Raw genomic sequence first — 14769 nt, 5'->3', positions numbered from 1 at the left:
ATGTGATTATGATTATTGTGTACGGGGATCGTTTAGATACTATCCTCAAAAAACACTCCCTAAATTATAATCAGACAAAATTAAAAAACGCTCATCCTCCAATAAATCCGGTGCATCCCTCTACCATCAGCCCCTTTATATACTTAAAAAGAACTCATACCATTATGAAAGCAATTCTCGTTACTTTACTCCTCTGTTTGCTGGCCATCACTGCTGCCGTCTTTTCATCGGAGCAGGAGCAATCTCCCACCTGAATGCCGACTGATCTCCCTCTCATCGCCACCTTTGAGGACGGACAACGGTATCAGGCTGGTCTCTATCCGGTCATTGTCCTTACCGGTTCGTATCGTGAGATGGGACGTCAGTATGGCGGTCTTATGAAAACAGAACTGACTGAAGAATACGCATTCCTCATGAACACTATCACAAGCCAGGGAATGACAAAGGAAGAGATCATGAAGGATGCCAGAATGGTTCCGGCATATTATCCCGAGCGGGTAAGGGAGATCTTTACCGGTATGGCAGAGACATCAGGGCTCACCTATGATGATATTGCATTCCTCTATTACGGGCCAATCTTCCTGTTATTATCCTCTTCAAACCCAGAACCGGTTCCTGCATCATGTTCATACCTTGCCGCCTGGGACAATTACACAACCGATGGTTCCCCGGTAGTCTCCCGCAACTGGGATCTTGCTGATTCTATAATGCCGCTCACAGAATGGTATGTCCTTGCCATATACCGCCCCACGGATGGCAGCAACAGCATTGCGACCTGGAGCCCTGCCGGAGCACGACCAGAGACCTTCATGAACAACAAAGGACTCTTCATTGCTGATGATAACTGTGGCCGGGAAGATAATGCCCCCGAGACCAGACCGGAATTCATCACTGAATACTACCGGTTCATGTTCGATTACTCTGACCTGAATGCCCTGGAGGCGGCAATAAACGGAACTGCCCCTGATGTTGGCTGGATCGTGGATGTTGCAGGGCCGGACGAGGCATTTGTGCTTGAGAAATCAACCGACCGGACGGTAAAAAGGACCGGTGACGGAGTTATTGCAGCTGCAAACCATTTTGTTGATCCATCCTGGAACCTCCCAGAGCCCCCTGAACACTCACTCTCCCGGTATAACAACCTCCTCCGCCAGGCAGAAGAGGCGAAGGGAATGATCGATGCAGAGAAGATGATGGAGATCCGTGACGTCTGTATCGAGGATGGAGGATCAAAGTTCTGTCATTCTGACCTCGGAGGCGGGAAGTACTCAAGCAACCATCAGGTTGTCTTCGAGCCACAGAACCAGACGCTCTGGATGAATGTCATGGACAAGGAGTGGCAGAAGGTTGATCTGGCCCCCTTATTCGGGAATGAGGCGTCATAAGGCAGCCTTATTGCGACGAAAGGAAGATGCCGGGATCTCTACCGGTCACCTGTTTTTTATCACAATCAGCGACTTTTTTTCGCAAAAAAGTTGGATATTGTCTGGTGACCGAGATATTCGAATAATTATATAACAAGGCCATTGGATTTTCAGTGCAGGTATCACAGACCAGTTTCGGGACCTGAACCCATCCAAATGGAGGGATGACAGCATCGCCACCTGATGCGGGATCTGCCGGAATACCGGATACAAAAACTGCAATAAGGATGAATGTAGTGAGAAAAAGAACGATGCCTTTCCCTGGATAATCCGCTTCATTGTTCACCTGTACACAGAGAATCTGATACGACGATGTTGTCAGGTAATAAAAGCACCGTTATCTCTCATAGCCCTAAAAAAGATGTATGATTATAGGATAATGCAAAATTTTCTGAAGTAATTCAAAAATTTTGCTTATTCCTATGAAGTGCAATTCGAATGCACGTCTTGGAATAACCTTTTTTTCAAACCGATTATTCCAATACGTTTTGTTGGGCACTATAAGGATAATTCGAATTTCAGCCCGGCTATAGATCCGGTACTCAGAAAGTTTCTCTGTGGTAATGTCCAGGATCTCCACTCACTCATTCGTTTCCACGATGCGGTATTCACTCTCCGGTACCGTAATTTCAAAACGAATCCCCGCATCTGGTTCTCCGGTCTCCTGCAGTGATATGTCCGTTATTGAGAGTATCTCCCGGGCAAGAAAGAGGCTGGTCCCGCTTTTTCCCAAATATTCCCATTTGAAAACCTGCTCCTTCTCGTTTGCCGGTATTCCCTGACCATCAGATTCAATGATGATGGTAATGGTGTCTGCGTTCTTTTGACACGAAAGCCCGATTCTGGTAACCTGATCCCCTTGCCTAGCGATCGCATCCATGATTGACAAAAATGCATCCTCAAGCAGGGGATCTGCAAATATTTCGATATCAGGCAGATCTATTCTCCTTGAGATATGTGAAAGATCAAGATGGGATATGGCACTGAGAAGAACATATTCAAAATTCTGCCATCGTGGCTGATTGATCCCGAGATTCTGATATTTCTCTGAAAAGGAGAGGTTGTCCTGAACCGATTGTAAAATCTTCTCTTCCTTCTCGAAAATTATCTTTGCTTCATCAAAGGATTCAGATTCCTTTGAAATCTGGATAAACCCTGCCAGGTTAAAGAATGCATTCCTGATATCCTGGCTGATGAGTGTATGGAGGAGGTTTAGTTTTTTCCGAGCCTGAATGAGTGCACTTTCACTTTTTCTCAGTTGATAAAAGTTATCTTTCAGTTCTTCATCCATCGCGGTAAGTTGGTCATATGCAGCTCGTAACTCTTCATTTTTCCGAACCAGTTCCTCGTTCTGTCTGGCAAGTTCAGCCGTCTTCCGTCTTACCTCACGCCGGAGAAGATAACTCATCATAACAAAGAGAGAGGCAAGGCTGGCAACTCCTCCAAGAATCCACCAGAGAAAAGCAGGTATTATCTCTTCGGCTGTAATGCTATACCATCTCTGCATTGACATGCTGTAGATGGAGGATGGATTCTTCTTGCTTTCTGCAATATAGGGATCGATCGCCTTGAGAAGATCCTGGTTCTTCCCCTATAATGCCGCAAACCCAAACTGTGCCGGGTTAAACATAACCGGGGTTGTGGCAAGCCCGTATTCCTTCACCTCCTCCTGACCTGCAGAGTTAAACATCACAAGGGCATCTGCTTCTCCTTCTGAAACAGCGGTAAAAATATCGGTCGCTGTGTCCTTCTCCAGATATATGGCAGTTACTCCGAATTTTTCTGCATAGTCCCGAAGTCCCACCCCACTGGATGCTCCCCTGACCATTGCGACTCGTTTACCTTCCAGATCAAGGATGGTATTGATGCCCGAATCAGGGCGTGCATAGACCTGTGACCAGATCGAGAGAACCGATTCATTTGTGAAATCATAGAGTATGAGCCGTTCTGGCGTGACCGTCACCGCAGGCATGAGATCGACATCACCCCGTGACAGGCGATCCCAGCTCTCAGAGAGTGTACCACTTACCCAGATGACACTCCAACCTTCTTTTTTAGCCAGATCCTCGATAAGGTCGACAAAAAACCCGGCCGGGTTTCCCTGCTCATCGGTGAACAGGGAGGGCCTGAGCTCAGTCAGAGGTACTCTGACATCTCGAGCACCAAGAGCAGGAGAGCAGCATACTGCCATGATGCACAGGAGAGCCAGAAGTACCAATGCCCACCGCGGAGGTCTTTTCCTGGTTTTGGAATGGAAAATCGGAATCATATGCGTCAGACTGGGACTTTGGAGTCGGACTGTGATGATACTTTAATTCGGCTCTGAAAGTTTAATTGTTTGGGCGGGTAGTAATTGTTTGCACATGTCTGACATACCAAATGGGAGAATAACGTTCTGTCAGGCGTTGCAGCCATATATTCAGGAATGATTGAATGAGGGCTCTCACACAATGATGAGCAAAAGAGATCCTGCTCCCACACCAGAAAAATTAAAGATTTACCCGCTTCAGTCTTGTTCTCTGGTCTTTGATATCTTTCTCAATATCTTTCCTCTTCTCCTCGTCCTTCTCTACGGTTATCCTTACCACGTCTCCTTCATTCATTCCCTGAAAGAGTGAACAGGGGAGATGGATCTCCCGATTTGGCTTGGTAGGGGTGACCAGTACCAATACATCATCCTCAACCCGGTCAACAATCGCCAGGACCATATTAGACGAACCAGTATTTTTCTCCATCAGTCCTCAAAACAATCGTTCCTTCTTCATCAGTCCTGAATACCTCAACCCCGGCCTTTTTCAGGGCATTGATCGTGGAAGGGGCCGGATAATGATACTCATTGTCTATGCCCAGCGAGATGATTGCACAGTCAGGAATATCTCCGTTCAGGATGGCACGGGTCGCAGATCCCTTGGAGCCATGATGTGCAAGTTTCACGATATCACATGAAGCATCACAACTCTCACAATCCCCGGTGAAGAAGATCCTGACCTCTCCGTAGGTAAGCAGAAGGGCAAGTGAGTCCTCATTCAAATCACCGGTGAGCTCATCCGGAGAGGTGACAAGAATAGTGATATCATCGGTGAAGGGAATTGTATCACCCTTTTTCGCGGTTGCATATGGGATCTGTTTTTTTATCAGGGCTTTTTCCAGATTACGGTAGGCCGGGGTGGTATGGGTCGCTCCATTATCCACATAGAGACTGACCGGTAGCGCTTGCAGAATATCGCTCATTCCCCCTATATGGTCAGTATGCGGATGAGTGGAGACCAGAACGTCCAGACGAGTAACTCCCTGATACTGAAGATAAGAGAGAATGTCAGGGCCAGCATCCATATCCCCTGCATCGATAAGCATGGTATGGCCATTATGCCTGATAAGCGTAGCATCACCCTGACCAACATCAAGGAAATGAACTGAAAGGGAAGAGACTGGTGAAATTATGAGTATCAGGGAAAAAATTACGAAAATTCTGGTGTGGTTCATCTATAGGTATCCGTTTGAGAGCAGGAACACGATATATGGCAGGCAGTTTTTATGAAATTTTAACGTTCCGGCCTCTTTTTGATGAGAGGCAGCACATCACTATACCTGCAGATCGGAATCCTGACCTTTCCGTCAGCAGTGACCGCGATCCCCCATGTTTCAGCCAGGTTTCTGACTCGTTCAGGATCTATCTGTTTTTCAATCATGTCAATCTCCCGGAACGATGAACATTCTTCCATATTATTTCCAGAATGGGTATATGTTTACAGTTTCAAAAAATCTGCCGGTTTATCGTGTCCGGTAAAAAGTCCTGTAATAATCAATGGAAACCCGTGGTTAATCCAAAGCCTGCATTCTGAATGCAATTCATCTTTTAAGCCATATTTTCTGGATTTGTACAGAAAGTTGGCATTACATTAAACCCTTACGATTATTGGTATCGGTTTCCAAACCAATACGAATAATTCCAGCAATATCAGATATACGATTATTTCAGGATCTTTTCCTTCCCTCGCCTGAACTCATCCTCTGAAATGATCCCTTCATCCAGCAGCTCTTTTAATTTCCTTATCTCATCTGCTAGATGCAGGTCAGAGAGATCATATGATCCTTCTTTTGAAGCACGGAGTTCTTCGAGAAATCCTGAAGCAATAATCCCTGTTGGAAGTGCAATTATCCCGATTCCTACAATTATTATGAGGAAAGAAAAAAATTTCCCTATCTCTGTGACCGGAATAACATCACCATATCCAACCGTGCTCGTCGTCTCGATAGCCCACCAGAGAGCATCATCAAAGTCCTTGATTTTATCAGGTTGTGCTTCAGCTTCAAAGATATAAATAAGGTATGAGCTGAAGGAGAGAAAAACCAGCAGGATAATGATAATCGAGAAGAGATACTGGCTGTCTCTTTTAATCACCCGGTATATCACATCAATGGATCCATAATATCTCAGAAGTTTTAAAACCCTGAACAGTCTGAACAGGCGGAGAAAATGAACAACATATGGACTGAGGGGTATGACAAACATCAGGTAAAATGGAAAAACTGCGAAAAAGTCTATGATCATCGTGAGGGAACAGGCATAACGCAGCCTTCCGGTAACGGGGTGTGAATACTCCGGATAACAGGTGCAGGTCCAGATTCTGAGCAGGTATTCTGTGGTAAAGACAATAATGGTGATGTATTCAATAAGATCCAGATATTCTGTGTAATTATTCCGGATGGTCGGATATGTCTCAATGAAGATGACGAAGGTGTTGACAATAATGATGAAAATGATGAAAAAGTCAAAGATGTTGTTCGGTTTCCCTCCCTCATCCTTATCATCGATACTATCAAAGACTCTTCTTTTCAGTGACTGCATCTTTATCTCACATGTGACATGCTGACATTTGGTTGCTCAATCTATCTTTCATTGAAATGAGAAGAAACCTGCTATCAGGATTGTTCATATATCGCCGGAGGTCGAACCATTCCAGATGATGGGATCTCTCTGTGGGTGACGTTATCGTGCCTGGAAAAGGTTTCGGTAATCAAGGTGAAAAGATTGCTTTTCAAATCCAGGACTCTGAATGCAGTGTATCCTTCAAGCCAGATTTTCAGAATCCGTGTAGATAGTTTGAGATGAAACCATATTCCTTATTCTGAATACAGGAGGAATATAACTCCAAATACATATGAGAGATATGGGTTCCTGTAGAAAAATTTAGATCCCGGTGGGGTATCGTAATGATCAGGGAGTACACCAAGGATTTTTACAAAAGAACCTGCCAGTATATGGTATGTCAGTCACTCCCTGTATACATCATGAAGATCATGACGGAGAATATACCTGTCGTATTTGCAAAGAAAATCACTGCTCTGCATGTATCCATATGGGAAGTGGTATCTGTCATTCCTGCATCTATAAGGTTTTGATAATCATCCTGGTCATCATGGTCATCACCTCGTATATTGCATGGTTCGGGCTGCTTTAAAACCCATAGAGGAAACCATTTCCTAATAGATAATCTAACTTATACAGGATTATCGAGGCATAATATGAATATCAGGTTTACCCTTCTGGTCATCAGCATCGGATTTCTTCTGATGCTCACCGGTCCTGTCGTCGCCGATACAAACAAGTCACTTACATCGCCTATCGTCTTCACCGCCCCTGCCCAGGTGGTATCGCCTCAGTCAGCTGGACATGACTATGTTCTGGAAAAGGTCTCTCTGGCAGGTGATTATGCGTATACCCGCCCGGGAAGGTCGGTTACTCCCCGGATCATCATCACAAATCAGGGAGGCGATGACATCGCCCCTGGCAATGTCCCGGTAGAGGCATGGATTGGTGATACCAGGCTCATTCCGGTCACTGATACCTTTCCGCCCCTGAAAGGAGGAACATCCGCCATGTTTGACCTGCGGTTCATGATTCCCCATGATATCCCACGGCTTCCAAATCACCTGACGATAAAGATAGATCCATGGAATACCAGGAAAGAAACCGGTGACGGAATAAATGAACTCTCGACCCTGTCTTTGGTGGTCATCGAAGACAAGAACAAAAGCTGGGACGACTTTTAACCTTTTTACTCAACATCAGCGATGATGAGGGTTATATTATCCGGAGCTCCTGCATCATAGCAGATGGAAAGAATCTCCTGTGTTGCGGAGGTTGGATCCCCTCTCAATGCTGCCTTGAGAAAGAGTTCCCCTCCGTAATCCCAAACCCCGTCGGTGCAGAGAACCAGTCGTGTCCCCTTCTGTATGGGGTGAGTTGACATTCTGATATCAAGTGAGCTTCTTCTTCGTCCCCCGGACAGGCATGAGGTGATGATATGACCAAGTGGATGGGATCGTGCCTCTTTTTCAGTCAGCCGTCCGGTCTCGATCATCTCCTGGACAACTGAATGGTCTTTTGTCATGCATTGTATTCCCTCATTTCCAGGTAAGTTCATATACACCCTGGAGTCACCACATGAAAAGATGATTATGCGGTCATGAAGAGCGAGCACACCTGCGAGGGTTGTTCCGAGCCCGTCAAGGTCTGGCCGGGTTTCAACCAGGTGATCAAGATGGGTTTGTGCTGCGTGTATCAGGTTATGAAGGGTCTCCTCCCGGTCAGGGCAAAGTGGTCGTGCCAGACATCTCATCACCTCCCTGCTTGCAATATCTCCGGCCACACTGCCGCCGATACCATCTGCAACTGCAAGGATGACCGGATATGAATCAATCCTCCATGTTTTTGGTTCAGTCAGGGATACGCAGGCAAGAACATCTCTGCCCACCAGCAGACTGTCTTCATTGCGTCTTCGGTACAGCCCGGTGTTGGTGATGGCAGCTATAGCCAGGGAATGCATGGTTCGTCACCTCCGCTCTCATGACATACGATATGACAGGGTATATGAAATACCTGACTTATATATTGTAGCAGAATAGAAAATCACTCCTATCATGCACCATTATCTGGTAACCCCTTCCTCGTACCGGTATATCTGTACCCGGATTGGGCTGAAGAAGAAGTCTCTCATTTCGCCTGACCAGTACAACCGGCTCCTGAATATGGAGCTTTCCCAGATCATCCGGTTTATCGGAGAATCCGGATACCATGAAGAGGTGCATACGCTCTCCTCTGCCTATTCAGACATTGAGTTAATTGAACATGCTCTTACTGAAAATCTCGCAAAAACATACCGGAGTATCCTCTCTATTGCCCCCGGAGCCTTACAAGAACTTGCTGAGCAATACTTTTCGCGATGGGATATCGAGAATGTCATGCTTATTCTGCGGGGATGCCAGTTTCACATCCCTGGTGACCGGATACGGGCCGTGCTCATTCCTGCCGGTGTCCTGTCCCCCTCCCATCTTGACCATCTCCTGACCCTGCGGTCCATTCATGAGATCACCGATAGTCTCTCTTCATGGATTCATTATAATATTCTCTCAGCCCGGATTACTGACGGATACCGTCGTGGCCTCTTCGCCTCCCTGGAGAACGAACTTTACCTTGCGTATTATGGAAATCTGCTCTCCGATGCCAGGTTTGGTATCAGGGGAGGTGATGTCATCCTTCCCCACCTGCGGTTTGAGATAGATATCCTCAATATCAGAAATATATTCAGGCTTCGTGCCGGGAGCAACGTGTCTGATATCACCCCGTTTATGGTGACAGGCGGATATATGACTCCGGAAGACTTTCAAAGGCTCTATGGGGTGACAGACCGGGAGACCTTTGTGAATGAACTGTCCCGTGCCGGGATCCTGTCAATACTCACCGAAGCACTCAAAAACCTGCGATGTGATGAGAATGTCTGTGAGGCTGATGCAGCAGATGTCGTCTGGCGAAGATGGGCGGCTCACAAGACACCCTTATACACCGTCATGCTCTCGGTGAATGCCATGCTCCTTCATCATCTGGACGGACTTGCACGGCGACACCAGTTCTCTGTTCTTCCCATCATATCCTATCTTGAGCACAAGCGGTATGAGATTGCAAACCTTCGGGCTATAGCGAGAGGGAAGCAGTTCGGGGTTAATCCGGATTTTATTAGACAGCATCTGGTGATGTAAGGTGTCATATCTTCGTGATATCAGGCCGACAAAATCAGAACTCCTTGTTTTAAAGTCAAGACTTAAAATCGCCGTCAGGTCTTATAAGACGTTGCAGATGAAACGTGATGGCCTTATTCTGGAAGTCACAAAGCTGGCTCCTCTCGTGAAGGCAGAATATGATCTTCTCATGGTCAGGTACCGGCGGGTCAGGCATCTTCTGGCCCCTGCCTACATGATTGAGGGGATGCTTAATGTCACAATTGCGGCATACTCGGTTGAATCAAAGACCGAGATTGAAGTCTCTGAAAAGAACCTCTTTGGTATCCGGGTCCCGGTGATTACCGGGAGTAATGTGAGGACAGATCTCGTGGATCGGGGATATGGACTCCTCGGTACTTCGTTGGTCATTGATGATATGGCAGATGCGTATGAGAAGCTCGTTGATGCAATTATTGCATATGCCGGAAATGCCGCGGCACTCAATCACCTGATAACCGAGATAGAGCGGATTTCCCGCCGGGTAAAGGCACTCGAGCATGTGGTAATACCATCACTCGAAGCGTCTATCGCAACGATTACGGCAAGCCGGGAAGAACTGGAGCGGGAAGAGCAGTCGCGGCTGTTTCATGTGAAAAAAAGATGGAAATAGGTCAGATCTCGTCACAGGAGAGATACCGTCCGGCACAGACGATGTACTGCTTTTTATCACTCCCTGTCACGAGGGTATAATAGGCCTCTTTGTAGAAAATCCCCGTCTCAAGCGGGTTTGAGTAGGTGTATGTCACAATACCTGAACCCTGCTTCATAGCTCCGGTCACGATCTCATCCCTGAATTTCTTCCCCGACGCATCTACTTTTCCTGAAAAGTTCGTCCCGGCAAGGGAAGGCTGTGCAGCATTGGCAATAAGAGTGACTCCGGTATCAAAGACATACACATATAATGAAGGGTCAGACCGATCCTTGTACGGATGTCGCCCGTTCTGAATATCTGCAAGGGTTCCGGTTGCATCCCGGCTGATGGCATCCGCAGTGAGATTGACAAGGTTGGTTATCTGTTGCCGTGTTTGTGACTTTTCAGCACAAATCGGACCTACGTATTTCCCGACAATCTTTTCATAGGTGGTAATTCCCTCATCCTTGCGGTCCGTTTTCATCGCATCCAGTTCGGTCTGGATGGCATCGATGATGTCTGGATCAGTATTCAGGTTAAATGCAATGTAGTAGGTTGACCTGCCCAGATCATCAAGGATATAGAATGATTCCGGATTTTCTGCGATGGTCTGAATCAGGCTCTCACCAGGATACAGGGCATAAACCCATACATCTGATGTTCCATCGATCAGCCGCTGAACTGCTTCAGCAGGGGTTGTCACCTGGAATATGTTCTCATCCGGAATTCCTGCCTCTCTGCCGACATACAGGCCGATATCATCTTTGATGACAACTGCCCGAAGATCCTTGTTCTCCGGCCGTGCCGTCTTCAGAGATTCATTTTCAGCAAAGAAAACAAGAGGGCATTGCATGAGGGGCCCAGCCCATTTGAAGCGTGCCTCACGCTCCGGTGTTCGTGCCATTGAGAAAAGCCCGGTATTGTTCCTGGATTCTGTCATCCGGTATGCATCAGACCAGGCCATAAGACTGATATCTTCGGTGGAGAAGGAAATCCCGGCTCTCTCAAGTGCTGTCCTGAGAAGTTCCACAGACAGGCCGGAAGGCACTCCGTTTTCAAGATAATTAAATGGTGGATATTCTTCGGTTAAAAAAATCATGTCATCAGGCATCGGTACGGCCATGGAAAGAGATGAAAAGAGGGAAATGCACAGTGCAATGAGCATTCCGGTCCGTATAGATCTCATCAGCTTTTGGATTTTTGCGTGTGGAGATAAATAGATGACTCTCAGATCAGGGGGTGTGGACTCTTCTCCCCGGAGACAGGCAGATCTGCATGGGTTACAAAGAGCGGGTATTCTATCGCGGCCATTCGCAGAAGGATCAGGTGTTTTCCGCCAGAGGTGAGGGCGTATACCGGCACTGTGGATCCTGCCTGAAGAATGGCGCATGGTCCGCAGATCTCACGGATAGTCTGTGAGGCACATGCGGTTACGATATCAGCATATTGTTTAACCTTCTCTGCATCCTCGTGAGAGTAACCGGTAGTATGCACGGCGATGATGATAGCATCTGAATCATACTCCCTGATCGCCCGTGCATCCTCCGGATTATGGATGGTCACGATAAGATGCTCATATCCGGCCATTTTCGCAGCACGGACGCCTGCAATGGGATCAAGGAAGGCATGGTCAGGATCAACAACGATCCCTCCTTCATCTTCTATTCTCCGGATAACATCAGGAATCGGTGACGTACTGATAAGTCCTGACATTCTCCCTCCTATACCCTGTGCCATCTCCGGTTTCGTGACAACAACGGTACCGGCCCCGTCACAGACGATGACCGCTGCATCAATAAACCGGCTTTTCAGGGCAGTGCTGATTATTTCTGACGCTCCAAATCCGACAAACACCTCATCTGAAGTAAGCTCACGACCTGGGGTGCACATCCCAAACGAGTCTATACGGTTCTGAATATTATCCCGTATTGCTTCAGATGTCATCTCATTGACCGGACAGGCAAATCTGCGTGCAAGAGGGCATTCGGTTATAAGAGGACTTCCTACTTCGACCACTTTACCATCTCTGACGACGACTCTGCAACGTCCGGCTGCTTCTATGATATGTTCATCCATAATTTATCTCCTGAAAAGGAGGAGAACGAATCCAACTCCCAAAATCCCGATGAGGGGTAATAATCCTGACTTTTCAGTGGGGACAGGGGTCGGTGGTGCAGGAAGAGGGGTTCTTTTGGGGATCGGATCAGGTGTTATATCAACCGGTTCACCATTCTGTCCGGGAACGACGCTTGTTACACTGGTCACCAGAGTTGGTGTAGGTGTTGGTTCCTGTGACGTGATGACAGGTTCAGGGGTTGCAAGGACTGAACTTGGAGATGTCAGACTGATGTTGTCGATATACCCGTGGGCCTTTCTTCCGTTCTGTCCCTCACCGATGGAAGTCAAAAACAGGTGGGTAAACTCTTCCATCTTACCGGTTACCATTACAAAATGACTAAACAACGGGGTATCATCACCTGGAGCAGTGACCGTCATACTGACCCGCTTTTCAACCGGGTACCAGGTAAGCCTGATATGATACTCCTCCCCGTCCACAAATCGCACGGTTTTTCCACTATAATTTGCTTTCCCTGGAATGGAGTACGTCTGGGAACGGAGGTTTTCCTTAGATATTGCAGTGAGAGCAAAAGCCCCTTCTCCATTCTGATTATAAAGCTCGGCCAGGACAACCGGTCCTTTCTGACTGTCATATCCTTCCGTTCCAAGACCAAACCTGAATGAACTCTTCTCTTCGGTCAGCACCGGGTGCACATCAAATTCCAGGGTGAACGGACCGGTGAATGGCCCTGAGAGGGGATAATAGGCATAGGATCCGGTACCTCCTGTTATCTGGTAATGGTACTGTCCCTTCCCTTCATCCAGATAAAATGACGACGGGCTGTTCGTTTCCCACCCGGTTGCGTCTGAAAAGTCTGTTGTATACAGGGTTATATCGGCAATAACGCCTCCATGGAGGGAGAATATCAATGAAAGAATGAGGATTGAAAATATTAATCGGGGGTCTGGCATACGTGTGTGCCTATGGTATCGTATCCCAAGAATGAAAGGTTGCCGATCGTACCCGGGTTATCCCATGGTAAGTTCGGCAATCCCGCCCTGGAAGTTCATAGCCTGGGCTGATTTCTGATAAAAGAACCGGCCAGCACTATCCGGTCCGATTCCGGAGAACGTGAACTTCGGACTTTCAACATACTTGTACGGTTCAGAATTGATATACAGCGTTGAATAGGGATCCCCTCTTGGTATGGTGAGGTTCAGGGTTGATGCATAGCTGTCAAACCCGCCAAGAGAGAAACTGTTGACCGGGCCACGTGCCAGCGTCTCCCCATTCTTGACAAGGGTGATATCATTAAAGTTGAATGCGGTAAACCTGTTCTTATCGGTGGATATGGTTCCATCCATGGATCCCGGCCCGTAGATGAGCTGGATCATATCTCCTGGTTCAAAGGTAAAAATCTTCCCGGCTATCTTCATGGAACTTGCCGGATCAGTCACTCTGAGCCTAACATATCCATCAGGGATGAGTGCTCCGTTTATACTTCCTGCAAGATATACATCCATCTTGGTCGGGGCAGTGACATTAATACCAGCCTCCTGGGAGTACTTGTCTGTTCCATAAGCGTTGGTGACCCGGAGGGTGACATTGTATACTCCGGCATACTGGAAGATGTGAACCGGGTTCTTCTCAGATGACTGGGTCCCATCGCCAAATGACCATTCCCAGCTCTTCGGGCTGCCGGTTGAGAGATCAGTAAACTGAACGGTCAGGGGGGCCTGTCCACTTGATGGTTCGGCAAGGTATTTTGCGACCGGCGGGGATCCAATCACGATAAAGTCCCCGGCAGTCCGGCGGTTTGATCCATACGCATTGGTCACGAGGAGGCTGACAGTGTATGCTCCTGGTACAAAATATGTATGAACCGGGTTTTGAAGGGTGGACGTCGAGCCGTCTCCAAAGCTCCAGAGGTATTCGGAAACCTGCCCGTAACTGAGATCATGGAACGTCACCGTCAGTGGTGGATCGCCAACCCTGGGTTCAGCGGTAAAATCACTGATGGGTGGCTGGAACGGGTTTGCATCCTTTAAATTTACCGGGATGTTGGTCGGAAGCGGAGTCGGGGTGACCGGAAGGACCATCTCAACCGGAAGGGGAGTTGCCGATACCACCGGTGGGGGATCAAGTCGAGCCTTGTCTATCAGAACACTGTCTCCCTTGTCGGTCACGTACAGCACCTCTACCAGTCGTGGTGCATCCGGTGCCGGGTAATAAAACTGCATCCGTTCTCCTGGTGACCAGGGCCATGTACCGCCCTGGAAGTTCATATTTGTGTTCGGCTGAACATCCCCGTTCACCTTGATGATAAGCCGGTCTGATGAGAACGAATCACCATCAATGTGTTGCATCACGATCGAGTCGCCTTCGCCTTCAATACTGATAGTGGCCTGGGGTATCCGTTCAGGTATCGGATTCCATACCACCAGGATCACACCAAGAAGAAACAGCACAACCATGATAACGGTCATGACCACGATTGTCTGAATCTGCGTCATTGCGTGTTCTTTATTCATGTACCAAACCCATCCCGATTTCCTCACCTTTCTGCACCCCCGCACAGATTGCCTTTATTCATT

Annotated in this window: 17 protein-coding genes; 5 read left to right on the top strand and 12 right to left on the bottom strand. The window is 47.6% G+C overall.

All coding sequences use genetic code 11. The features are described from left to right. Window positions 1–254 precede the first annotated feature (254 nt). Entirely contained in the window at window positions 255–1385 is a 1131-nt protein-coding gene (locus MHUN_RS14500) for a C45 family autoproteolytic acyltransferase/hydolase (RefSeq protein ID WP_011449728.1), read from the top strand. A 7-nt stretch (window positions 1386–1392) separates the two neighbouring features. Here the strand turns inward: MHUN_RS14500 and MHUN_RS14495 are convergent, their stop codons facing one another. The 7 genes from MHUN_RS14495 to MHUN_RS14460 all read right to left on the bottom strand — a co-directional run bounded on the left by MHUN_RS14495 (window position 1393) and on the right by MHUN_RS14460 (window position 6273). Then, complete coding sequence (locus MHUN_RS14495) at window positions 1393–1710, bottom strand: hypothetical protein (protein WP_011449727.1); 318 nt, start codon at window positions 1708–1710, stop codon at window positions 1393–1395. Window positions 1711–2004: 294 nt separating this feature from the next. After that, a complete protein-coding gene (locus MHUN_RS14485) occupies window positions 2005–2931 on the bottom strand; it encodes an ATP-binding protein (RefSeq protein WP_143709525.1) in 927 nt (308 codons plus the stop codon). 84 nt (window positions 2932–3015) lie between these two features. Next, window positions 3016–3642, bottom strand: a complete 627-nt coding sequence (locus MHUN_RS14480) for a substrate-binding periplasmic protein (protein WP_048067587.1) — start codon at window positions 3640–3642, stop codon at window positions 3016–3018. Between the two features lie 271 nt (window positions 3643–3913). Then, window positions 3914–4159, bottom strand: coding sequence for a DUF3006 domain-containing protein (locus MHUN_RS14475; protein ID WP_083758481.1), 246 nt, complete (start codon window positions 4157–4159; stop codon window positions 3914–3916). Then, entirely contained in the window at window positions 4134–4907 is a 774-nt protein-coding gene (locus MHUN_RS14470; RefSeq protein WP_011449723.1) for a ComEC/Rec2 family competence protein, read from the bottom strand. Before MHUN_RS14470 ends, MHUN_RS14475 begins: the two co-directional genes overlap by 26 nt. A gap of 59 nt (window positions 4908–4966) precedes the next feature. Then, window positions 4967–5146: a hypothetical protein gene (locus MHUN_RS14465; protein ID WP_048067586.1), complete on the bottom strand. Its 180-nt coding sequence runs from the start codon at window positions 5144–5146 to the stop codon at window positions 4967–4969. 248 nt (window positions 5147–5394) lie between these two features. Continuing rightward, window positions 5395–6273 (bottom strand): ion transporter, encoded by an 879-nt coding sequence (locus MHUN_RS14460; RefSeq protein ID WP_011449722.1) that lies wholly within the window; start codon window positions 6271–6273, stop codon window positions 5395–5397. Window positions 6274–6625: 352 nt separating this feature from the next. Between MHUN_RS14460 and MHUN_RS14455 the strand changes: the two genes are divergently transcribed. Continuing rightward, window positions 6626–6886: a hypothetical protein gene (locus tag MHUN_RS14455; protein WP_011449721.1), complete on the top strand. Its 261-nt coding sequence runs from the start codon at window positions 6626–6628 to the stop codon at window positions 6884–6886. Window positions 6887–6950: 64 nt separating this feature from the next. Further along, the gene (locus MHUN_RS14450) at window positions 6951–7478 is read left to right on the top strand and encodes a hypothetical protein (RefSeq protein ID WP_011449720.1); all 528 of its coding nucleotides are present in this window, start codon (window positions 6951–6953) and stop codon (window positions 7476–7478) included. A 5-nt stretch (window positions 7479–7483) separates the two neighbouring features. Here the strand turns inward: MHUN_RS14450 and MHUN_RS14445 are convergent, their stop codons facing one another. Continuing rightward, complete coding sequence (locus MHUN_RS14445; RefSeq protein WP_011449719.1) at window positions 7484–8254, bottom strand: PP2C family protein-serine/threonine phosphatase; 771 nt, start codon at window positions 8252–8254, stop codon at window positions 7484–7486. A 94-nt stretch (window positions 8255–8348) separates the two neighbouring features. Between MHUN_RS14445 and MHUN_RS14440 the strand changes: the two genes are divergently transcribed. Next, entirely contained in the window at window positions 8349–9464 is a 1116-nt protein-coding gene (locus tag MHUN_RS14440) for a V-type ATP synthase subunit C (protein ID WP_011449718.1), read from the top strand. A 1-nt stretch (window position 9465) separates the two neighbouring features. Next, window positions 9466–10095 carry a V-type ATP synthase subunit D gene (locus MHUN_RS14435; protein WP_011449717.1) on the top strand — a complete coding sequence of 210 codons (630 nt, stop codon included), beginning with the start codon at window positions 9466–9468 and terminating at the stop codon, window positions 10093–10095. A gap of 1 nt (window position 10096) precedes the next feature. On the opposite strand, the gene MHUN_RS14430 is transcribed toward MHUN_RS14435, so the two are convergent. Genes MHUN_RS14430 through MHUN_RS14415 form a run of 4 tightly spaced genes read right to left on the bottom strand, consistent with a single transcriptional unit; the run spans window position 10097 to window position 14706 of the window. Then, window positions 10097–11302, bottom strand: a complete 1206-nt coding sequence (locus tag MHUN_RS14430) for a cache domain-containing protein (protein ID WP_011449716.1) — start codon at window positions 11300–11302, stop codon at window positions 10097–10099. A gap of 41 nt (window positions 11303–11343) precedes the next feature. Further along, complete coding sequence (locus tag MHUN_RS14425; RefSeq protein WP_011449715.1) at window positions 11344–12192, bottom strand: methanogenesis marker 8 protein; 849 nt, start codon at window positions 12190–12192, stop codon at window positions 11344–11346. A 3-nt stretch (window positions 12193–12195) separates the two neighbouring features. After that, window positions 12196–13146: a hypothetical protein gene (locus MHUN_RS14420; protein ID WP_011449714.1), complete on the bottom strand. Its 951-nt coding sequence runs from the start codon at window positions 13144–13146 to the stop codon at window positions 12196–12198. 57 nt (window positions 13147–13203) lie between these two features. Further along, window positions 13204–14706, bottom strand: a complete 1503-nt coding sequence (locus MHUN_RS14415) for a PKD domain-containing protein (protein ID WP_011449713.1) — start codon at window positions 14704–14706, stop codon at window positions 13204–13206. Window positions 14707–14769 lie beyond the last annotated feature (63 nt).

The organism is Methanospirillum hungatei JF-1 (assembly GCF_000013445.1).
Classification (GTDB): domain Archaea; phylum Halobacteriota; class Methanomicrobia; order Methanomicrobiales; family Methanospirillaceae; genus Methanospirillum; species Methanospirillum hungatei.
This window is presented reverse-complemented; position numbering and strand designations above follow the sequence as displayed.